The sequence below is a fragment of the Fibrobacter sp. UWB13 genome, assembly GCF_900177805.1.
In the GTDB taxonomy this organism is placed as follows: domain Bacteria; phylum Fibrobacterota; class Fibrobacteria; order Fibrobacterales; family Fibrobacteraceae; genus Fibrobacter.
In genome coordinates, this window is record NZ_FXAX01000004.1 from 31,550 (window position 1) to 53,518 (window position 21,969).

At 50.7% G+C, this 21,969-nt stretch carries 15 protein-coding genes; 1 reads left to right on the forward strand and 14 read right to left on the reverse strand.

All coding sequences use genetic code 11. The features are described from left to right. Nucleotides 1-34 precede the first annotated feature (34 nt). From B9Y77_RS13765 to B9Y77_RS13825, 13 genes are all read right to left on the reverse strand, one after another. Nucleotides 35-1,930 (reverse strand): hypothetical protein, encoded by a 1,896-nt coding sequence (locus B9Y77_RS13765; RefSeq protein WP_085492054.1) that lies wholly within the window; start codon nt 1,928-1,930, stop codon nt 35-37. A 133-nt stretch (nt 1,931-2,063) separates the two neighbouring features. Continuing rightward, on the reverse strand, nt 2,064-4,781 hold the full coding sequence (locus B9Y77_RS13770; protein ID WP_085492055.1) for a helicase C-terminal domain-containing protein: 2,718 nt from the start codon (nt 4,779-4,781) through the stop codon (nt 2,064-2,066). A 13-nt stretch (nt 4,782-4,794) separates the two neighbouring features. Beyond that, nucleotides 4,795-6,564 (reverse strand): Ig-like domain-containing domain, encoded by a 1,770-nt coding sequence (locus tag B9Y77_RS13775; RefSeq protein ID WP_085492056.1) that lies wholly within the window; start codon nt 6,562-6,564, stop codon nt 4,795-4,797. 8 nt (nt 6,565-6,572) lie between these two features. Continuing rightward, nucleotides 6,573-7,883 carry a signal peptidase I gene (lepB, locus tag B9Y77_RS13780; RefSeq protein ID WP_244536649.1) on the reverse strand — a complete coding sequence of 437 codons (1,311 nt, stop codon included), beginning with the start codon at nt 7,881-7,883 and terminating at the stop codon, nt 6,573-6,575. A gap of 51 nt (nt 7,884-7,934) precedes the next feature. Continuing rightward, nucleotides 7,935-8,699: a LytR/AlgR family response regulator transcription factor gene (locus tag B9Y77_RS13785; protein WP_073425390.1), complete on the reverse strand. Its 765-nt coding sequence runs from the start codon at nt 8,697-8,699 to the stop codon at nt 7,935-7,937. A gap of 12 nt (nt 8,700-8,711) precedes the next feature. Further along, nucleotides 8,712-9,137 (reverse strand): copper resistance protein NlpE N-terminal domain-containing protein, encoded by a 426-nt coding sequence (locus B9Y77_RS13790; RefSeq protein WP_085492057.1) that lies wholly within the window; start codon nt 9,135-9,137, stop codon nt 8,712-8,714. A 45-nt stretch (nt 9,138-9,182) separates the two neighbouring features. Next, nucleotides 9,183-10,061, reverse strand: coding sequence for a formylglycine-generating enzyme family protein (locus tag B9Y77_RS13795; protein WP_139829329.1), 879 nt, complete (start codon nt 10,059-10,061; stop codon nt 9,183-9,185). A 32-nt stretch (nt 10,062-10,093) separates the two neighbouring features. Next, the gene (locus B9Y77_RS13800) at nt 10,094-13,483 is read right to left on the reverse strand and encodes a hypothetical protein (protein WP_085492059.1); all 3,390 of its coding nucleotides are present in this window, start codon (nt 13,481-13,483) and stop codon (nt 10,094-10,096) included. Between the two features lie 144 nt (nt 13,484-13,627). After that, nucleotides 13,628-14,401 (reverse strand): hypothetical protein, encoded by a 774-nt coding sequence (locus B9Y77_RS13805; protein WP_085492060.1) that lies wholly within the window; start codon nt 14,399-14,401, stop codon nt 13,628-13,630. Between the two features lie 6 nt (nt 14,402-14,407). Then, nucleotides 14,408-16,324, reverse strand: coding sequence for a tetratricopeptide repeat protein (locus B9Y77_RS13810; protein WP_085492061.1), 1,917 nt, complete (start codon nt 16,322-16,324; stop codon nt 14,408-14,410). Nucleotides 16,325-16,344: 20 nt separating this feature from the next. Further along, nucleotides 16,345-17,106 (reverse strand): PASTA domain-containing protein, encoded by a 762-nt coding sequence (locus tag B9Y77_RS13815; protein ID WP_085492062.1) that lies wholly within the window; start codon nt 17,104-17,106, stop codon nt 16,345-16,347. A 15-nt stretch (nt 17,107-17,121) separates the two neighbouring features. Further along, nucleotides 17,122-17,832: a Crp/Fnr family transcriptional regulator gene (locus tag B9Y77_RS13820; protein WP_085492063.1), complete on the reverse strand. Its 711-nt coding sequence runs from the start codon at nt 17,830-17,832 to the stop codon at nt 17,122-17,124. A 20-nt stretch (nt 17,833-17,852) separates the two neighbouring features. After that, nucleotides 17,853-19,136, reverse strand: coding sequence for an adenylosuccinate synthase (locus B9Y77_RS13825; protein WP_072829615.1), 1,284 nt, complete (start codon nt 19,134-19,136; stop codon nt 17,853-17,855). A gap of 211 nt (nt 19,137-19,347) precedes the next feature. On the opposite strand from B9Y77_RS13825, the gene B9Y77_RS13830 reads away from it, so the two are divergent. Beyond that, nucleotides 19,348-19,815 (forward strand): hypothetical protein, encoded by a 468-nt coding sequence (locus B9Y77_RS13830; protein WP_085492064.1) that lies wholly within the window; start codon nt 19,348-19,350, stop codon nt 19,813-19,815. Here the strand turns inward: B9Y77_RS13830 and dacB are convergent. After that, a complete protein-coding gene (gene dacB, locus B9Y77_RS13835; protein WP_085492065.1) occupies nt 19,812-21,962 on the reverse strand; it encodes a D-alanyl-D-alanine carboxypeptidase/D-alanyl-D-alanine endopeptidase in 2,151 nt (716 codons plus the stop codon). The genes B9Y77_RS13830 and dacB overlap by 4 nt on opposite strands. Nucleotides 21,963-21,969: the final 7 nt, after the last annotated feature.

The window sequence follows — 21,969 nt, forward strand, 5'->3', positions numbered from 1 at the left end:
ACATTGCAAAAGAGCCGAACGGCAAAACAAGCGCTTACCCTTGCGGGGCGGCGGCCTTTTTGCTCAAGACCTTGATTTCTTGAATAAACGAAAGGTCGAGCGAGAACTTTTCTTCCTTGCCACTTTCCTGGATTTCGACCATCGACGGGGATTTCGCGAGGTGGAGCGCATGCACGTAGAACATCTTTTCTTCGAGCTTTGCGTTTCGCTTGGTCTTGTCCATGATCTTGGCGGCAAGCGGAGTGCCAACAGTCTTTGCGTAACGGAGGACCTTCACGAGGTCAAATGTGCTCAACTTCTGATAAACACTACCGTACTTGGTAGAATCCATCGTCGCCTGGGCAGAAGCTTCGTCAGCCTCGTCGCGCAATTCGTAGTCAATCTTCTTTGCTTCAGGCCATGCAATCGAGAATTCAGCCTTCCATTCTTCTTGAGCGGCAGGCGTGCGGTTTTCGGTTGATTCGCCAGCATACGGGAAGAAGCCATAGTTTTCGAGAATTTCGAAAGCACGGGATTCCAGCTCCGGATTCAAAATGAAGCCGTACCCCGGGATGTATTCCTCGGTGCATTCCATGAACTGCGGGAAGCGGGAAAGTTCGCTAAGGACTTCCTTGCTTTCGACCTTGAGGAGTCGGGCGGTGCGAACCTTAGCGCCGTAGAACGAAGCGTTCCATTCAGCAAGTGTCGAAGAGACGTTCTCAGGCGGCTTAAGCCAGCTGCGGAGATTTTCAACTTCGGATTCCGGGAAACCGCTCTTGAGGCCCGCGACGTATGTTTCTTTTTCGAGCGTGAAGCAGAGGAACGTTTCGTCGTTCTTGACTTTCGCCAAGCATGCGAGGGAATAGAGCACACGCGGAGCCATGCCGGTCGAGACGACCAAGTCAAAGTTCGGGAGTGCAGTGAGGTTTGCTTCAGGAATCGAAGCGATAGAAGTTTCGAGCCAGTCCTTGCCGGACTTGCTCACGACAACGGCAGTCACCTTGCCTTGAGCCATGCGGAAATCGACAAGGCCCAAAATCCAGAGTTCGCAAAGCGGACGCGGCAGGAATTCCCACGGCAGCACCTTGTTCTTTTCTTGCAAGCGGTAGGACGGATCCATCACCCAAAAGAGCTGTGCGGCGTCAGCAGCGGAGAGGCCTTCGCCAATGCTAGTAAGCAAGCGGGCGCAAAGGTCGCGGTCGCCATGGAAACGTTCCTTGATCCACCAGGAAATCACGTCTTGATGGAGACGGAAACCGTTCTTGTGGATAAAGTCAATAGCGGATGCGGACGGGAGCAAGAAGGTGTTTTCGCGTTCGAGCCATCCGTTCTGCACGAGGAAACTGAAGATGAGCGAGATTTCCTGTTCGCAAGCCTTTTCAGAAGCGTGGCGGGAAGCGGTAAACACTTCGGCACAGATCTGGCGGCCACGGCGATGGAGCGTTCCGTTCGTGTTGATGCGGAGCTGCTTCTTTTTTGCGTTCGCGAGCACGACGCAAATATGCCAGTCCAAAAGGTTCTGATAAGAAATCAGCGGAGACGTCGTGTCGATTTCGCCTTCGGGCTTGATGTCAAAGCAACCGATAAAATCGCTAAAGCCCATGTAAATCGGGGTGCCACCCACGAAGGAGCGGTAAAGCACGTATTCACGGCACATCGTGAGGAGGAACGTCTGAAGTTCGCGGTTCTTGCTCACAGGAACCGTCAGTCGAAGTTCATTAAACGCAAGGCCTCTGGAGCCGCTATTATAAATCAAGTTCAGGCAGCGACGCTGCCACAATTCCATCTTGGAAACGAGTCCCGCAACGCGTTCCTTGTCGGAATAGTAAGAGAGCGTTTCGGACTGGATGAGAGCATTGTTTAAAAGGCCCTTTTTGCCGAACGCCTTAGCATGGGCGTTACGAAGCAAGGGCTTGGACATTCCATCAAAAAAAGCACTTAAATCAAACATTATGCACCTTAAAATAGGAAGCCAAATATAATAAAAAACGGTCCGTTAGTTAAGGGACTACTCACGTGAACAGGTATGAGAAATGCCCGCCGGTGGCGGGCATGACTAAGTCCGGGGTGACAATGCGCGGGGGTTACTTCACGAAGCGTTCGATGTCGGAGACGGAGCCTGCGATGCGGTTCTTGAAATTCCAGATGCGGGCGAAGGTCTTGCCGTAGCGTTCGAGGACAACGCGGTTGTCCAGGATGAGGACCTTGCCAGAATCGGAATCAGAGCGCAAGAGGCGACCCATGCCCTGACGGAGTTCGATGTAGGCTTCCGGGATAAAGTAATCCTTAAAGAAGTTCTTGTTTGCCGCCTTCATCTCGTTCGTGAGACCGGCGACAAGCGGATCGCTCGGGTTCGGGAACGGGAGCTTCGTAATGACGAGCAGCTTGAGCGCATCACCCGGGAAGTCCACGCCTTCCCAGAGGCTCTGACAGCCAAGCAAGCAAGCGCCGCGTTCCTTGCGGAACATCGCGACAAGGCCATCAAGCGAGCCATCGACATGCTGGCAGAGCAAAAGCTTGTTGCGTTCGGCAAATGCCGGGGCAAGCACAGCTTGAGCCTTCATCATCGTTGCGACACTTGTGAAGAGCACCATCGTGTTTTCTTCGACATTCGGGAGCACCTTCAAAAGCGTTTCGTTCAAGGCATCACCAAATTCCGGAGCCGAAGGCTTCGGGAGGAACTTTGCGACCATCACGGAGCGGCGTTCGTTCACGTCGGACTGTTCCGTATAAACGCGCACGAACGGCTGTTTGCCCAAGCGCAAATTGTCCATGCCCATTTTCTGCAAGAAGTACGTGAGGTCGGCCTGCACAGAAAGCGTTGCCGATGTAAACGTTGCAGACTTGATCCACGGATAGAATTTTTCTCTCCAGACGTTACCGGAGTGGAGCGGGATTGCATGCAGCTTGATGGTATGCGGGTTGAACGGTTCTTCCATGTAGAAGACCCAATCGTTACGGCCCGCCTTTGTGACAAAATCAAAGTCCGAAATGAAGTGGCTGATTTCAGTCATGCGGCTATCGAGATCGCTCACGATACCCTTGAGAGAATCGATGTTTGCAGCGGCAGCGACGAGCTTTTCAGCAAAGCCACGAGCATTATTGTACTGCTCGAGGAACGTTGCCGGATCTGCTTCGTATTCAGCGAGGATGCTGTTCGTGTACGTAAATCCGCTACGGCCATTCTTCTGCTTGGCAAGCTTCTTGCCGATTTTCATGAAGAAGCGGTGCAGAGCCTTTTCGGCTTCGCCCAAAGCTTCGGAGAGTTTGTCGCAGAGTTCGTGGAGTTCCGGCTGTTCTGCCGGGATACGGCTTGCGATTTCTGCAATGAGACCGTCGCCACCCGCCTTGGACGGTTCCAGCGTCTTCGCGATATTTCTGAATCCGAAGAACGAGATAGAACGGCCAAACACCTGATTGCTGATTTCGGGCAAGCGGTGGGCTTCGTCAAAGACGATGTGTTCGTAAGATGGGAGCAAAGCAAAGTCGAGTTGCAAATCCGAAAGGAAGAGCGAATGGTTCACAAGCACCATGTTTGCATTCATAGCCTTGCGCTTTGCAATGAGCGCCGGGCAGTTTTCGTGGTGCGAGTGGTTTTCGCCGTTGCAGCAAGAGGCGCTGCACGAAAGCTTGGACCAAAGCACACGATTGCGGCTCTGGCTAAAGGAATTGCATTCGTTGATGTCGCCCGTTTCGGTCGTAAGTACCCACGGGATAAGCGCCATAAAGGAATCGCGTTCTTCGGCGGAGAGGAGCGTTTGCGGGTGCATCAGCAGTTCTTCGAACTTGCGGAGGCAAAGGTAGTTGTCGCGGCCCTTTAAAATTGCCGGGCGAAGTTCGCCATTGTAAATCTTTGCAATCTGCGGGATGGCTTCGGTCCAGAGCTGTTCCTGCAAGGTGCGCGTTGCCGTACTGATAAGCACGCGTTCACCCGTGATAGCCTTGTTTGCTGCGGTAATGAGGTAAGACAGAGTCTTTCCGGAACCGGTCGGAGCTTCGAGCACACAGAGGCCGCCCTTGTACATGTTGCGTTCCATGACCGAGGCAAAATCCTGCTGGTTGTGGCGCGGCTTGTAATCATCGACGACAAACGAGATAAAACCACCTTCCTTGAAGAATTCGCTTACACGCGGAGCCCTGGATTTGGGCAAAGCTTCCAAAGCAGGGGCTGTAGGCAACTTGTACTTCGGAGGAGAAAGCTTTTCGACGTTCGAAGTGAAAAGCGTTTCGTAGCCAGAACCCTTCGCCACTTTAGAAAGGGCATCGTAAATCCACGGATCCATCGTAGAAATCTTTTCGAGAGCCTTCACAAACAAGCGTCCACAAGCATCGGCATCGGGCAAGGCGCGGTGAGCGCGGCTACGTTCAATGTTCAGTTCCTGCACGAGCGTATCGAGGCGATGGTTCGGCACATCCTGGAACGCAATGCGCGAAAGCGTGAGTGAATCCCAGAACACGTGAGAATCGTAAGAAATTCCGACCTTCGTAAAAGTCTGCTTCAAGAACTTGGAATCGAAAACAGCGTTGTGCGCGACAATCGGGAGGTCACCGACGAAAGAGCAAATCTGACCTGCAATCGTTGCAAAATCCGAAGCACTTTCCAAGTCGGCCTTGTTGATTCCAGTGAGCGTTTCGATAAAGGGGCGAAGCTCTGCAGAAGACGGCTTCACTAGAAAATCGAGATTTTCCTTCGGTTCGCCATTTTCAAAGCGAACAAGCGCGACCTCGATTATTTCGTCTTTTTCAAAATCGAGGCCTGTCGTTTCCAAGTCAAGCGCTACAAATGCTGGAATCTTTACCATCTTAATCCATCCTTTAAGGCAATGCCGGAAGGTTCGGCATCAGTTGATCTAAATCGTTTGGTCCACTCTTGATCTTTAACGTATCAAGCGGAGCGCGCCATGCAGATCCGTATTTGAAAGGCTGCAAGGAACCGCCACTTGGCAAATCCGAGCCTTCCTCTGCATAATAATAGTCAATAATGTAATCGCCCTCAACGAGATCGTTAAAGGCAAACGCCCCATGAGCGGAGCACTTTGCATATTCAAACTTCCCTGTCTCTGCAGACTTGAGGCGAACTATGGCACCACTTTTTGCGCCAGGGATTCTCCCCACCATCGAAGCAAATTTTAACTTGGAAATAGTTTCAAACACAAGCTTGCTCTGGTACTTTGTCTGGATCACCGTATCACGGACGCCATTGCTATCGGCTTTAGCAAGCGTCGTATCGGCATAGCCGCGCAACAAGCTGAACTTGGAATCGGTCGGCCAACGTTCACTACGCTGGACAACATAGCGGATCGGGTCCAGCTTTTTCACTTCCACTTGAGTCGTATCCTTGTTCTCGACAATAAAGAACAAGTCCTTCAAGGAATCGAGCACAGGCTTGTTGTAAATCACGATAAGCGAATCATCCGGGAAAGCCTTTTTCGCCTTGCCTGTAATCTTAACCGTCTGGATAGACGGAGCAAGCGTATCGCCTTCCATTTCTTTCCATTCAATTTCGGCGTAGTTACGGGCAGTATCCAAAGCGCGGTTCAAGGAATCCTTACCGCTACGGCAAAGGAACTTGTACAAGACCTCATCTTTCGGCTTCGGGTCAAAATAGAATCGCGGTGCACTTGAAGTTCCGAGATACACAAATCGCGGGTAAAGCGTGTCGCCATTTGCCGAAGTCATGTAACAGTTAGATGTGTCTGCAAAAACGGAATCAAAATACACATGGCGCGTAAAGTTCGCTTCAAGAATATTGGCATTCGGCTGCGAGAGCGTTCCCATTTCCAAAAGCGACGTATCCTGGTCGGCAAGAGCTATCCACAGCGTGTCCGAAGTCGATTCTGTAAGAACCAAGTCCGAGACCCAGACGCCTGCAAGTTCCGACGACGGTTCAATTTTATGATTGCCGTTGCCATCGACAAAAGCGACAACGCGGTAGCGCCCCGCCTTGAGACCTGTAAACGTGAAGCTACCAATGCTATCCGCAGCCGTGAGGTAAAGCGGTTCTTCCTTCGTGAGCATCGGGAGAGAATCGAGCACCTTCGTAGTCGTATCGCGATACTTTTCAAGATAGCGCTTGGATTCGCGTTCGGAGCCCATCAAGTAAAGCCCGACACTTGGGTAAGCTTTTTTGCGGACAAGGGAATCGCTTACCATCACGCGACCACTCAACGTGAGCGAGTCGATTATAGCCCCCGTCGAGAACACGACCTGGAAAGGCTTTGCGAGAGCGTTTCCGCGCAAGTCCTTGATGCCACCAGCAAATGTCACGGTGTAAGTCGTACCCGTATCGAGTTCAGCACGTGAATAGACTTCGAGCGTCTTGCCATGAACTTCGTAGCGCAACTTCTTTTCGATCGGAGGCGATATGGTAATGGCACCGCGCGGAATCGATGCATTAATCCATTCATCAAATTCCAGTTTCACATAAAGTTCGTTCGGGTGGTTCGCCGTCTTTGGCGCAGGCAAAACCCCAGCCACACGCGGCGGGAGCTTATCTTCGGGGCCGCCTGTCGGAGCCACTTGCGTTGCACAAGCAGCGATCATCAGGCACGACGCCAAGAAATATGCCACACTCGAAAACTTCATTTGCTTCTTTACTTGATCAAGTCAATAATCTTGCCTATGCGAGTGAAACGGATGCGGAACGGGATGCGCCACCAAGTGAGCGGGTTACCGAGAGCAAACTTGGCGTCATCATTTTCGAACGAGAAGTAGATGACAAAAGCCTTTGCGCGGATGTTGCGGAGCGAGACTACACCCCAGTAGCGGCTATCGGCGGAATTGTCGCGGTTGTCGCCCATCATAAAGAACTGCGGGTACTTCACGACATAGCGGTCAATCTTTTCGGAACCGATATAGAGATTGCGCTGGATTTCGAAATGATTGCTTTCGACAACTTCAGTAGAGTCTGTAGAATCCTGGGCAGGCGCCACCACATTCAAGCGTTTCACGTTGCCTTCGAGATCCTGGAGAATAGAGCCTTCAAACGACACATAGCTGACCGGGCGCGTAAAGCCGCTGTTCAAATTCGGATCGTGCGGGTCGATCATCGGCAAGAATCCAATCTTTGCGAGTTCCCTGAAATAGCTGAACGGCATCGCACCGGACAACGTATCGCCCAGCGTAAGGCGCTGCTGGATCATAGTCTGGTTTCTCGAAAGCATCGCATTCAGCAAGAGGCCGCGGTCATTTTCGACCGGGAATTTAAAGTCGTTGAAAACGTAATTGTTGTTTTCACGACCATTGCGCAAAAGCGAAAGTTCCAGACGCACGGAAGAATCCGGATTTTCCTGAGCCACGAGCGAACGCAGCCACCAGAGTTTCACCATCGAGAGGGAATCGACGTACAGCGTATCGCCCACGGACGGCACGACAAATTCTTCGACTTCATCACGCGGCGAAAGCGTGCGCATGCTGGCTGTCCACTTTCCGAATGCCGGGAGCGAATCCTGACGCTTGCCGTTCAAGAAGAGCTTACCGCCATGAACAGCAACCGTATCACCGCTTACAGCGACACAGCGCTTGATGTAATCCTTCGGACCATCGCCATAATGCACAATGTGCGGCTGATCCTTTTCAGGAGAATGGTCCCAATAGTAGTTGCCCAGCATGAGGGCATTGAACAAGTGCGTGTAGCGCTTGGGATTGTTATCGGGATATTCCGGTTCGCCCGGATAGCGGAAGATGACGACATCGCCATGTTTCGGTTCGGCGTATCCCGGGAACTTCTGGTTCGAGAATGGAATCGGGGAACCATAAGTGAACTTGAGACCCAGCAAGAAGTCTCCCGTCTTGAGAGAATCTTCCATGGAGCCACTCGGAATCTGGAACGCCTGAATGACGTACTGGATAACGATCAACGCAAGGACAACAGGGACAATAACTTCACGCGTAAAAGATTTCAAAAAAACTTTTGCTGATTTTTTTTGAGGTGTCTGTTCCATCAAAACTCCAAATTACAAACTCTTAACGGTTTTTACGAAATTACGGCTTACGGTAATCTGCGTACGGTTCTTGTCGCGCAGCACAACGCACAGGCGGCCAGCATCGGTCTTGCGAATTTCAGCGATATAGTCGATTGCCACCAAGTGAGCACGATGAACACGGACAAACTGACGCGGATCGAGTCGCTTTTCGAGTTCCACAAGCGTCTGGTCAATCACGTACTGCGCTGTAGTCGTGTAAGCGGTCGTGTATTTTTCTTCGCTCTGGAAACGGATGACTTCGTCCATGTTCACGAGCAAAATGCGGTCGGACTGCTTGACCTGCAAACGCTGCATGTAGAGCCCGCTCGAGCTCATCAACTCCTTAAACTTGTCCCACGAGAAATCCGCCGGGACACCTTGCCCATTTTCGTGCGGCATGCGCTTGCGGAGTTTGCCCATCGTCGCCTGCAGACGTTCAGGGTCAATCGGCTTCAAGAGGTAATCGACAACGTTCTCTTCGTAAGCGCGGAGTGCAAAATTGTCGTAAGCAGTCGTAAAGACAATAAGCGGGATATCATCTTCATTAAGCGACTTCAGGACTTCGAACGCATCCATGTCGGGCATCTGGATATCCAAGAAAACGACATCCGGATCAAGTTCATGAATTTTCTGGATAGTCTGCGTGCCAGAAGAGGCTTCGCCTAAAATTTCAATTTCGCCCGAATACGCTTCGAGCAGGGAACGCATGCGTACACGAGCTAACGGTTCATCATCGGCAATTAATGCTGTAAACATATTCTCCCGCTCTCACTTAATCTTTTTATAGAATCGAACAAGCACCGCTTTCATGCCATCGGCATCGCGATAAACATCGCCCAATTTCATGAAGGCAAGGTTTCCGACCCTATCGCGTTTGAACGCCCATTGGATAGAATTATCCGAAAGGCTCACCTTTACAATGCTATCGGCAAAGACGAACGTTCCACGGAGCGTATCGACCTGTACAGAATCTTTCAAAGTCATTTGAATGGCTTGGACAGTTCCATCCTTGAACAAGTCCATATCGACACCGCGCTGGTTACAGTCATCGCACGGCATACGGCCTGAATAAAAGCCAAAAACATCCGCAGGGATTTCTACGGGAGGCAAATCAGGAAGCGGTTCCTTCTTTTCTTCGGAACAGCCCACAAAAAGACCGCAAAGCATTGCGGCTAGCACATAGGCATACTTCATGCCAATAATCTAAAAAATTTCAGACAAGGCTAAAGGAACGTTACTTTAAAAACCGGTAGAATAGACCAGTCTAAAGCCAAGGGTAGCCTTGGAAAGAGCTGGGTCATGTTTTTCACGTTCCTTCGGAGCAAGTACGGTTACCTTGTCCGACCAGCCGCCACCACGCACAATGCGATAATCGCCTGATTCCGGACCCGCATAATTGTCGCTTTTATTTTTAGGATAAGCGTCATACCAGTCATTTACCCATTCGGCAACGTTACCTGCCATATCGTAGAGACCAAATTCATTCGGCAATTTTTTCGCCACTTCGTCAGGACCGGAAGTTTGTCCATAATAGGCGTACTTGGAGGCAACATCGACATCCCAATAATAAGTCGTAGTCGTGCCACCACGGGCTGCAATTTCCCATTCGTTTTCGGTCGGGAGCCTAACAGCAATTGCAGAGTAATCAATAGTCAAATCAACTAAGACTGAATCCCCGATAACGGACTTGTAAACGTAAGCCGTATCAAGCCCGGCAAGTTTCGAGAACGCATTGCAGAAAAGTGCTGCATGGAACCAGTTCACATTGGAAACAGGACGCTTATCGCCTTCCTTGGACTGTTTGGGCAGTTCATCCATGACAAATTTATAGACCTTTTGGGTCACTTCGGTTGTCGCCATGCTGAATGCATTGACGCCAAAGGAATTCACGCCACGGGTAATAGAAGATTTAGGGATTTTCACCCAATCAAACAATCCAAAGATATCGGAGTTAACGTCAGGTTCCACCGCACTTGACGAGGACTTGGAATCGGAACTAGACGCTTTACCGCCATCGTTTGGGAACTCGGCATTCCCTTCAACGGGGTCACCGCTTGCTGTACACGCATGAAGCGTTAATAAAGCAAACGGCAGCAACAGATAAAGTATACGATTCATAGTCACGCCCCCTTTCATCCACGACGTTTCCGCTAGCGGACAACACCTACGCGGTAAATTTTCTGCTTCGTCTTGCCACTTTCGAACTTGACCTTTAAGCGAGCCGTATAGACGTCACTGCCAAGATTACGCAAATCGAGATTGGCTTGATTCTTGCCCGCCACACCGTCCGGGATGTTCGTCTTAAACACGCACAAGCCCGTGATATCGTACAGTTCCAGCTTGATGGACTGCGGTTTTGCACCGAGTTCCAAACGCACCTTTGCATCACCGCCGCGAACTGGATTCGGGAAAATGAAGAAGTCCGTAATTTCGTCTTTAGCCTTTGAAGCATTGACATCGCCAAGCTTGGATGCATCGAAGAATCCCGTACGTTCGTTGCCACCTGCCGGGAGCGCCCATGCAGCGGCAGCCTTTTCAGCACCGTTAGCAGCCTTATCCAGGCGGAACGCCGTCACGTTGTTTCTGTGGAATGCATAAAGCTCAGGACCCTTGGAATCCTTCACGGCATCGGTCACATAAATGCTCATCGGAACAAGCTGCGAGAGCGAATCAATCGCTTCGTAACTGCCCGCTGCAATTGGGAAGCGTTCAGAAACGCGCTTGCCCTTGCCCGTGTAAGCGTACACCAAGCCATCACTTGAAGGCACGAGAATTTCAGGAATCTTGTCACCCGTAACATCGACAAGAATCGGGTCGCTATGGAATCCGACGATAGGCGTGCCGCGATTAATCGTTACCGGGAATCCGTCAATAGGGATGCCAAAGCGGTCAAGTGCGTAAACAAGGTTATCGCCAAGGAACACAATTTCCGGATAGCCATCGCCATTGATGTCGCCAAGAGCGATACCAGACGTTTCGTCCTTGAGACCGCTTGTACCACGGGAACCACGCTTGTATTCGCGAGCCCAGATTTCGTTCCCTCCATCCAGAAGATTCGCTCGGACATGTCCACGGCTGCCGACAAAAATCGGTTCCAGTTTTCCGTCCCTATCCAAGTCTGTGCAAGCGACCTTGAAATGTTCACCTTCGCGCAATGACTTACCAACAACAGCTATGGACTTCGGCGATTTACCAGTCTGTTCCTTTATATTCGTCGAGAGCCAACGTCCATCTTCGCCAACAACAACAAGGTTGTCTTCCGACTCGTCCTTGTTCTTGCACACAGCCATATCCTGCGGCTTAAACCCGTTGTACAAATCAAAACTTCCGCCACTGCCAAACACGCCATCCTTGTTTTCGCGAGCATAAGCAAGCTTGGAATCCGTTACAAACCAGACATTACCATTATAAACCAACGGACCTGCCATCGCCTTGTCTGAAATCTTCAACACGTCTCTCTGCGGGATCATTCCCGTAAGGAACTTCGTGCGGATCAAAGCATGTTCATGCAAGCTATACACATAATTACCATCGCTTGCAATCCCGACCAGCGGACCATCGCCAGAAGCTACGCGGTACAACGGAATTTCGCTCTTAGCCTCATTGCGGGTGAGCGACGTTTGCGTCATCACCGTATCAGCCATGAAGAGCGTATCGCCAAGGGCGTTCATCGCCTGGAGCGTTCCGTCTTCGGAAGCAAACACAATCGCCTTGCCCGTCTCATCATCTTCGTAATTGACGAACACCGCACCGCGCACAGCGTTTGCAAGACCAACATTCTTCGGGAACTTCGAATTTTCGATGCTGCCGTCATCGACGCTAATTGTCACGCGAATCACCGGAGATGCAAAACTCTTGACGCTATCGCCCATAAACGCATTCGAAGTCTTTTCGATGCGAGCGTTCTTTGGCACATCTACCGTAATCTTGATGCCCGTATGACCGCCCTGCGTCGTAGCCGTATTGGCATAGCCTGTCGGGAGAATCGTCTTGACAGTATCAAACTTCTTATCCTTTGCAAAACGCAAATGCGGGAGCAGATCCGTGCCGCTACCATAATCGTAAGAATCTTCGCCAATCGCATTCTTGAACGTCTTGCCGATGCTCAGAACGCCATCCGATTCTACAAGAGAAAGACCGTATTGGTGGTCGCGATATTGTTCACCACCCCAAAGATTAGCGGTCCCATATTGGAGAGACTGCCTCAAATACCAGTCATTGACTTTCCAAACGGCAATACCACTTGCCGGGAGCGCCGCATCAAAGCTGCTCACGCCAAGAATCAAGCCCTTCGCCTTCTTTGTATTGCGCTTGCACTTGCCTTTGGTGCAAACACTGTCCTCAAACACGAGATGCAAGCTATCGACAGAAACCAAAATTGAATCGACATCGTCGTTCTGCACAGCTTCGCCACGATAAACAGTGACCATACCGTCCTTGTTCCAGGAACGCTGACGATTTTCAATCAGGATGTATTCGTTTGCGCTCAGAGCGACCTTCACGATTTCTGTACCGAGACCGCTACCCGCCGCCGCAATATCAACCGACACCGGATGGCCCGCCGTCGGACGCACTTCCTTGACCTTAGACCAGCCCATGTAAACGCGTTCCCAAGCCGCAGGCAGCACCGGGAAGAATCCGTTACCCGCATTGTAGCCTGCAAAGTCCATCATATCGAAATAGCCCAAGCGGGAGATGCCCTTGATCACGTCGTACGTGTTCGGCATCCCGAGTTCGCGACCAATCTGGTTCACGACAATACCGTTAATGCCCCAGTTGAGTCCATCCTGCGAAGCCGTTTCACTGACCACCATCATCGACTTGAGCGTGTCAATCGCAGCGCCCTTCAACACAATGCCGTTGTTCAAGGAATCAACCTTGTCAATCACGACACCCGAAAGCGTATCGGGCAAATAAATCCAGTCCGATTGCGAGATATAAATGTCCAAGAAGTCGCCCGGCGTATTGGCGCCCTTTGTGCCCATGCTACCACCATCCACAAGGCGGCTAGCCCCTGCGTGGGCAATCATGAACGCGCGTTTTGTATTCGAGTTTTTCGAAAGCGGAATATTGAACGGGGAATCATCTGACTTGTGAGCAGCCATCACGGCATCGTAAACGAACTGCAAGTAGTCGCGACTGCGGGCTTCATCGTACTCCGCCGTCTTTTCGCCCTTCATCTTCTGAGTGCGATTGTAGTCAATCATCGGCTTGTCAAGCTTGTATGCCTTGCCGTCTTCGGGGAACACCCTCGACTTGATGACAAGCTCACCACCGCTTACCGCTTTGTAATAAGCGTTCGCAAAATCCAAATGCTTTTTCCAGTACGGGATTTTTCCGCGGCTCCCCGACGGATCCAAATCGAACGTCGCCGTATCGGAATCAAAAAGCCCCGTACCCGTCGTGAGCGAGTTGTTCGGAGACTCTTCCTTAAGCTGCACACGCAGCACAAAGACTTCGAGAGTGTCCGCCGCCTGCACGAGAGATGCAAACGAGAGGACCCCTAAAAACAATGCAAAAAACTTGGCATTTAACTTCATGATTATAATTTACAAAAAAGCCGATCCTGGACGGGACCGGTTTTCAAGAATTAGATAAACAAAAGCAACTGTTTTAAAATATATTAAACCAAGTTTATCAACGCAAGCGCGCTCGCCTACATGACAAAAAGTCAATTATTTGGGCTACCCGCCGATGCGCTGGAAGCTTCGCGGGATATTCAGGCGCCAGGTTCCTGAGCCAAACGATTTGCCACGGGATACGCGCTTTACGCGGAGTTCGAGGAATTGTTCCGATTCACGGACAAAGGAAATTTTCGAAGGCGTTTTCACACCGGAAAACTCTTTATATTCTTCAATGTTTAAGCGTTCAGTTTTGCCGTCACGGCCAAGCGTTTCGAGCCAGAGAATTTCGCCATCTTTTTCGGCGTAGATATAATGGCGAGTCATGGCATCTCGGGCTTCGTGAATTTTTATAACAGCGGAATCAGAGTTCGCGGAATCGCGCATGGAAATTTCTTCGAGACCTTCGGGAATCACGCGGCCTTCAAAGAGGCCTGCCACCTGATGGATATGCACAAGCGGGAGCGACGGATCCGTCATGAGCCCGACCATGTAACCGGCGCCGTTCATGTACATTTTTTCAGTCGGGAAAACCATCTGCCAGCCCGATTCAAGCCACAAAAGCGAGGCTACTCCAATGCCAAGGGACCCTGTGAGTTCCATGCGATAGCGTTTGTTCGGAACAGAAAAGAGCACAGCATCCAAATCCTGAGTCTTTCCGTCTGGTGCATAAATGGTGAGCGAAAAAATAGCCTTCAAGCTATCAACGGGAGCCTCGGCGCTCTCCGTAACTTTCGCCGCAGCCTGACGGCCGCCAGTACACCCCGTTAAAAACAAAGTAAGCAGAGCAAGTAAAAAGAGTCCCCGCAAAAAGGCGCCGAATCTAGCCAAGGTCATAAAAACCTACTTCTTTTTGCCAAAGAACTTCAGCACGGCAGGGTGTTTGGGATTGAGCTTCTGCAATCTCTTGTAAGACTTACGAGCTTCCTTTTTCAAGCCAAGAGCTTCCTGAATTCCAGCCATGTGTTCCCAGAAAACATCATCTCGGCTCATCTTCTTGCTATCGATCAGCTGCATCGCCTGATATGCTTCATCATAACGACCTAGGCGGTACAGCCCCCAAGCCTTGGAATCCAAGTAGGCGTCCTTAGAATCACCGTCTTTTTCAAGAGCAAGCGCTTCGAGCACAAGCTTGTAGCCCTTTTCGACTTCAGCAGGCGTGCGGTTTATTTCAATAAGCGAATAACCATAGTAGTTGAGCGTCGATGCTCTTTCACGCGGGCTAAATTCATTAAGCTTGAGCAAGAATTCAAACTGGCGGAAAGATTCATCATAACGCTTGAGGCGTTCCAAGTTCATCGCCATCGAAAGACGAACACGGCTGTACGAGGAATCTTTTGCAAAGAACGTTTCGAGCATGGCTTCGGCACGTGTGCGATTATCCAAGGCATGAGCCTTTTTAGCGGAATCGGCTTTCAAGTCTTTTTCGAGGTCCAGAGCTTCACCGATAAGCGCTCTCGAATAGATGTCGAGCACCTGCAAATACTTGAGCTGAGCTTCGTTCTTCAGCTGCACGAGATTCGTGGAATCCACAACGCCGGGGAGCGGTTTCCAGTTTTCCCAGAATTTCTTGAGGGAATCGAGCAAAGGGAATGCCTTGTCAAACTTGTCCGCAAGCGCATACACAGAAGCAAGCAACATTCGCGTATCGCCGTTCGATACAGAATCGGACTTTTCGGCGTACTTGATAGCCTCGGCGTAATTCAGTTCGCTTGCAAAGATGTTCACAAGACCAAGGAACGCACGGTTTGCATATTTCGGCTGTCCTTGCAATTTATCGACAGAAGCAAGCAAATGGACTTTTGCGCTATCCATCATGCCGACATCGTATTCATACTGACCGATAAAGCAAAGCACCGCAGGCGTCTTGACGCCATCATCATAATATTTCTTCCGTGCAAAAGCGTATGCGCTATCCCCTGCCAAGGAGGGGAGCACCATGATAGTCATTTCTTCATCTTCGGGCTTTGCGCTCGTGAGCGTATCGACAACAGCAACCGCTTCCTTGAAGCGCTTCATCGCCATGAGACCGCGCACTTTCTGCAAGAGCATCTGCTTATCGCCAGTGGCATCGTGAGCTTTACCGAAAAGTTCAACAACAGCAGAATCGCGACCCAAATCCAAAAGGAGCGAAAGCTGGCGCTGGAACAATGTCGAAATGTAATTGACCTTCGGCAAGAGCAAATCATAAACGCGGACAAGTTCCTTCTCGTCACGAACCGCTTCGAGGAACAGGCTGTAGTCATAAAGGAGAGCCATGTCCTGATAGTGCGAGGAATCCAAGCCCATCACAAAATACTTGCGGCAAGAATCAGCTTCACCAGTCTTGACGTAGAGTCGAGCGAGCAACGCATACTGAGCAGCCGTGCGTTTGCCCTTGAGCTGAGATGCTTTTTGCGCTTCGACAAGAGCTAAAGAATCTTCACCCGCAGCCACCAGGCGTTCAGCCACACCAAAGCCCAAATAACGGCTTGTCGGATCTGCCTTGTAAGCCTGTTTCCAGAAGAAATCAGCCTGACGCTGGTCGCCACGCATTTCCATGTTTTTGGCAAGAAAGAAAAATTCATGAGCCGCTTCAAGGTCCACTTCGACCTTGGGCTTTTCGACTTTAGCCTCGACAGCCTTTTTTATAAGGGCAGAATCAGCAGGCGTAAGCGTTGGGGCTGCAACATCGTTCTGTTTTTTTGCAGGTGCAGAGCTACAGGCGCACAAAGCCGCCATTCCCAAAGAAAGCACCCAAGACAAAAAAACATGACGCATTAAAGACTCCCAAAACTGCTCTAGTCAGCAATAATAAAGTTCACGCGCGAACCCGGCTTGAGATAGTCCCCATACTTCGGAGACGTTTCAAGAACAGAACCAGGACGTGCACCATCTTCACTCTTCTGACGCTTTACGGAACCCACCTTGAAACCAAGCCTATCCATTTGCGGATAAACTTCGTCCATCAAGATGCCTTCAAAATTGGGGAGCAAAACTCTACCGGTCGTAGCGCCAGCCGAAATCACGACCTTCACCGTATCACCCACGCGAACCGTATCGCCAGCAAGCGGGATCGTGCGGATCACAGCACCACGCGGGATGCTCTGGTGAGCGCCCTGGATTGTACCGCCGTTGACAAGGCCTGCTCGGACAAGCGAGATATCCGCCTGTTTCTGGCTCTTGCCGCGCAAATCAGGGATAATCACCTTACGAAGCCCGAGGCTCTTTGTGAGTCTCACTGTACGGCCGATTTTTGCCGTGCGGCCAGCTTTGGGCATCTGCACAAGCACCATGCCTGCCGGCACCTGGGAACTGTAACGGCCTTCCTTGATCCATTCGACCTTAAAGCCCGCCTGAGTCAGTGCGGATTCAGCCGCTTTTTCCGAGAGACCTTCAAGGTTCGGCACCGTGCCCGTACTGGCGAAAGCACCTGCAAATGCAGGCATCAAAAGCTTATCGACCATAATGACAAGCGCAATGACAACAACAATCCAAATGACGAAAGCCTTGAAAATGGCGGTTTGCCTAACCTTGTTCCAAAGCGACTTTATTTTATTCATAACAAATTCTTGGGTTTAACCCTTAGTAGCTTTTTCTTGAAGAGCATCTTCGTCAAAGATGACGATATCCTTGCCGGTCATGGCAATGGCGTTTGCCCTTACCAGCAAAGAACAAATACGGCTCACTGTTTCACGCGTCGTTCCGGACATATCTGCAAGCTGCTGCTGCGTCGGACGATTGTGAATAACAGTCACCATGTTTCCGTTGTCTGTATGGATACGGACGCCGCGTTCCTGCATCAAGTTGAGGAGCGTTCCTGCCACACGGCCAGAGACAGACATGGTCGACAAGGAGCCAATCTGCTTGTTTGCCTTACGAAGTCTCTTGCAAAGTTCGCTCATGAGCGCCATGGCGATTTCGGGAGTCTTGCGGATAAGGCTTAAGAAAGATTCACGGTGGATGACGAGCATTTTAGCATCAGTCACCGTACGGACGGAGGCGGATCGGGGTTCGCCGTCAATCAGCGACATTTCCCCGAAAAAGTCCCCGCGTTCAAGGAAAGACAAAATGGTTTCACGTCCATCGATGCCAGTCATGTAGACTTGCACGGAGCCCATGGCGATAAGGTACAGAGCTTGTACCGAATCGTCACCCTCCAGGACCACAGTCTCATCACGATTGTAGTTCTTGACGATTACCAGATTGGCAATCATCCCTAACTGTTCTTCGTTCAATTCCGAGAAGAGCTCGACGCCCTTCAACAAATCAACTGTGGATGTATCCATTCTATTTTCCCCTTTTTATTTTAGTCGAGATCAACGACGATGCTCTGGTCGCGCTTAGCACCGATAGAGATCATACCGATCTTCACGCCAACGAGTTCAGCCATGCGGTCGAGATACTTGCGAGCGTTAGCCGGCAATTCTTCGAGCTTGCGGCACTTGGTGGTATCGCACTTCCAACCCGGCATTTCTTCGTAAACCGGCACGCAACGTCCGACCTTGGAAAGCTGGTTCGGGAAGTTTTCGATTTTTTCACCATCGCATTCGTAGTGAGTGCAAATCTTGATAGTATCGAACGTGTCGAGCACGTCGAGCTTGGTGATAGCGAGGTGCGTGAGGCCATTCACCATGGCAGCCTTACGGACCACCGGAGCGTCGAACCAGCCACAGCGGCGGTTACGACCGGTCGTTGCACCGTATTCGTTACCGATCTTGCGGAGAGTGTCGCCCGTTTCGTCCAAAAGTTCCGTCGGGAACGGACCGTTACCCACGCGGGTCGTGTAAGCCTTGACGACACCGACAACCTGGTTGATAGCCGTGGGACCAATGCCTGCACCGCAGCTAGCGTAACCGGCAACCGTGTTGCTGGAGGTCACGAACGGGTAGGTACCCTGGTCAACGTCGAGGATAGTGCCCTGAGCACCTTCGAACACGAGGCGCTTGTTTTCCTTCAAAGCCTTGTAGAGCATTTCGCTCACGTCGGCAACGAACGGCTTGATCTTCTGACCGAGTTCGAGATAGTCCTTGATGACCACTTCCGGATCGATTTCCGGAACATCGTACATCACCTTGAATTCTTCGTTGTGGACCTTAGCCATAGCTTCGACACGCGGACGGAGTTCGCGTTCGTCCATGAGGTCGCCCACGCGGACACCAATGCGGTTCACCTTATCGCTATAGCACGGACCGATACCGCGACCCGTAGTACCGATAGCGGCCTTGCCAGCCTTCTTTTCCTTAGCCTTGTCCAAGGTGGAGTGGTACGGGAGCACGACGTGTGCATTGTTAGCGATGAACAGACGACCTTCCGGGTTGATGCCCTTCGTGTGGAGGTCTGCAATTTCGTTCAGAGTCTGGATCGGATCGAGCACGACGCCGTTACCGATGACGCAAATCTTGTCCGGGTGCATAATGCCCGAGGGAATAAGGTGGAAGACGAACTTCTTGTCGCCAACTTCCACAGTGTGACCGGCATTAGCGCCGCCCTGGAAACGCACGATGATATCTGCATCGAGCGTTAAGAAATCTACAACCTTGGCTTTTCCTTCGTCGCCCCACTGGGAGCCGATAACAACACGATTTGCCATAAATCCTTCGTTTTATTTCTTTGATAACCGAAACGGTTTCCCCAAGGTACTTCCCTGGAGCCCTTTTTCGCCATAAAGATAGTAAGAGCAACCATAAAAAGCGAACTTTACGCCCAAAATTAGCCCACAATTTACCCCTAAAAACGAGGTCAAATCAAGGCGTTTTACTTTTGCGCGCTCCCGTAAAATACAAATTTCTTATCTTTACGCTATGCCTGAAGAAATTAAATCGCAAATTAAGAGACTTGCGCCGCTCCTCGAAGAAGATTCTGACGTTTTCCGCGAACTCACAACATTCTTTGGCAAGAATGCCAAAATCGAGATGCACCACGGCGACCTTTCCAAGTTCCTTCAGGACAACAGAACGTTCGAAGTCGTGCGCGTGAGCGGCAAGAGCTACAAGGACTGCGTTTACGAGCTTGTGGACAACTATCCCGAAATGATGGATGCAATCGGCATGTTGCGCTACTACAAGGCGCCCGCCGGGAACATCAAGTGGGAAGAGGTCGAAGCCGCCGAAATTGCGATGGGCAATGAACTCACGATGAACGCCTACGGATGGGCACCAGACGCCTGGACAATTTTCGAAAACAACGCATTCGACGAAGCCACCGCGCCAGAAGACAAAAAAGGCGACTACAGCCTTGTGGCCATCGTCGCGCTAGATTCGCTGCTTTAGTGCTGTATAAACTTGAAGAACGTGACGCCGGGGACTTTGCGGGTCTGCAAGTATTCGGCGAGCGGGACTTCGACAACCAGCTTCCTTTGCGATGACGCATGGCGCAGTATCGGCTTTTGCCCCGGATTGAAAATTACAAATCCCGTGTGCGTAAGGTCAATCTTGTCCGACGTTCCGACAATTCCCACGCCAAGAACCTTCATTGCACCCTTGTACGTTTTCTTCGCCATTTCAATCGCCTTGTCCAAAGGCATGTAGCGCACAGTGACAGGCGTTTCCTTGCCCGTGTATTTCAGGTTATGGTTGCTGAAGAATTCCCTCTTGGGCATCGTGCGTTCGACAGAAACTTCATTTTCCATCGGGATGACCTTGGCATACTTGCCTTCGCCAATCCAGTCGTCGAGCAGGTAGTGTTTGCGATTGAGGTAACTCACCTTGCCACCTTTGTAGCGGAGGCGTTGCAACTGGCGATACAGAGACTTTTCGCTCTTGGCCATCGCAAGGGCAACAACATGTTCCAAGTACGTCACGCAATCGACAGAGTCCAGATAAACTAGCGGCTTATCTTCCACCGTGTCCAAATGGCCTTCGCCCATCGGGCCTAACTTATAAGGCGTCCCAATCAGTATTCTGGAGAAGTGGTCCAAACGCTTGTTGAGCCCGCTTATGCCTTGGGCATCGAGCCAAAGCGTTTTCATTTTCAAAAGCGAATTGTTATTGTTATTCGTGTAATTGATAAGGCGCATCCAAAGTGTATCAAGAACATCCTTGCTCTTGTAATCAGGATTGGTATTCGTGCCGTTCAAGTACATCGTTGCGGCAAGCGTATCGCCATCCATCGTGTAGATGTAGCCGACCAATGCATGGACTTCTGCAATATAGCCCGTCTTGAATCGCGTGAGCCACGGGGCTTCAAAATCGACCATACGCTTAGCACCAGAACCTACACCTGGACTTGCAAAACTATTGATGTAATATTCATGTTTCGGATGACGAGCCATCTTCGCCAACATTCTTGCAACAGTCGAAGGTTTGACCTTATTTTCGGGGGAAAGTCCACTGCCATCCCAAACATCAAAATCAGACGGCTTAATGCCCATATCCTGGAGGAACCTGCGTTCCGCCTTGCGACCGCCTTCAACACTGCCCTCGCCTGCAATTTGCGCCCCGAGATTTCTCAATAGAGTTTCGGCATGGAAGTTCTGGCTGCGCTGATTGATTTCGTCAAGGATACTCAAGAGAGGCGCCGCCGAATACGAGAACTTTTTCAGTTCAGTATTGGAAGCAATCGTTGCATCTTCTTTAAAGACAACGCCACGGTTCTTAAGCGCGTACATGAACGCTGCCCTGAAATATCCAATCGGATTGCGGATCGGGAGCACCATACTTGCAGAATCAATATCTTCGCCGATCGTCCCGCCAAGCGTAATGATAGACTTGTCCGGATCAATCGCATACACCCACTTTTTCTTGAGGCCTTTAACCGTCTTTAAGTTGTTTACAACCTTGACGTAGCCCACATCGGGCTGTATCGAAACGACAGCCGTATCGCCACGGAAGTATCCCGGCCAAAAACGAATCGTCACGCAGTTGTCGTTAAAACCTAGCGGACCAATTTCAGCCCCATACCAGGAATCATAAAAGTTTCTACGCCAATTTTCGGCTTTCCACGGACCAGTGTAATAACTCGTATCCAAGTCAATCCGCCCGACAATCGTGTCAATGCCCATCGCACGGATGGAATCCGCCATGTTATTCAAGACATAAAAAGGATCGTCGTAATATCTCGCCGAAATGTTCGGGTCGCCCTCGCCACGGATTTTTAGCGAGCCCGTCAGCGTGTGCCTTTTGGCATTGACATCGCCAAGCACAGTCATTTCAGTTTTCGGTTCGTAATCGAGAGGCAAAAAATGAATCGCGGCAGCCGTTGTCAAAGTCTTGAGCGTACTTGCCGGCGTGAAGAACTCATTGCCATTCACGTTGCCGATTTCCTTGCCCATCTTGACAGAGCGCAACGACATTCCAAAACGCGATCCCGGCAAAAGCGAATCAACGTAACTTTTATAGGAAGCCACGTTCACGTGAGCAAACAACGACGACGCCAAAAAAGGCAACAGCAAAGAAGTAACTTTAAACAACTTTTTCATTGGCTAG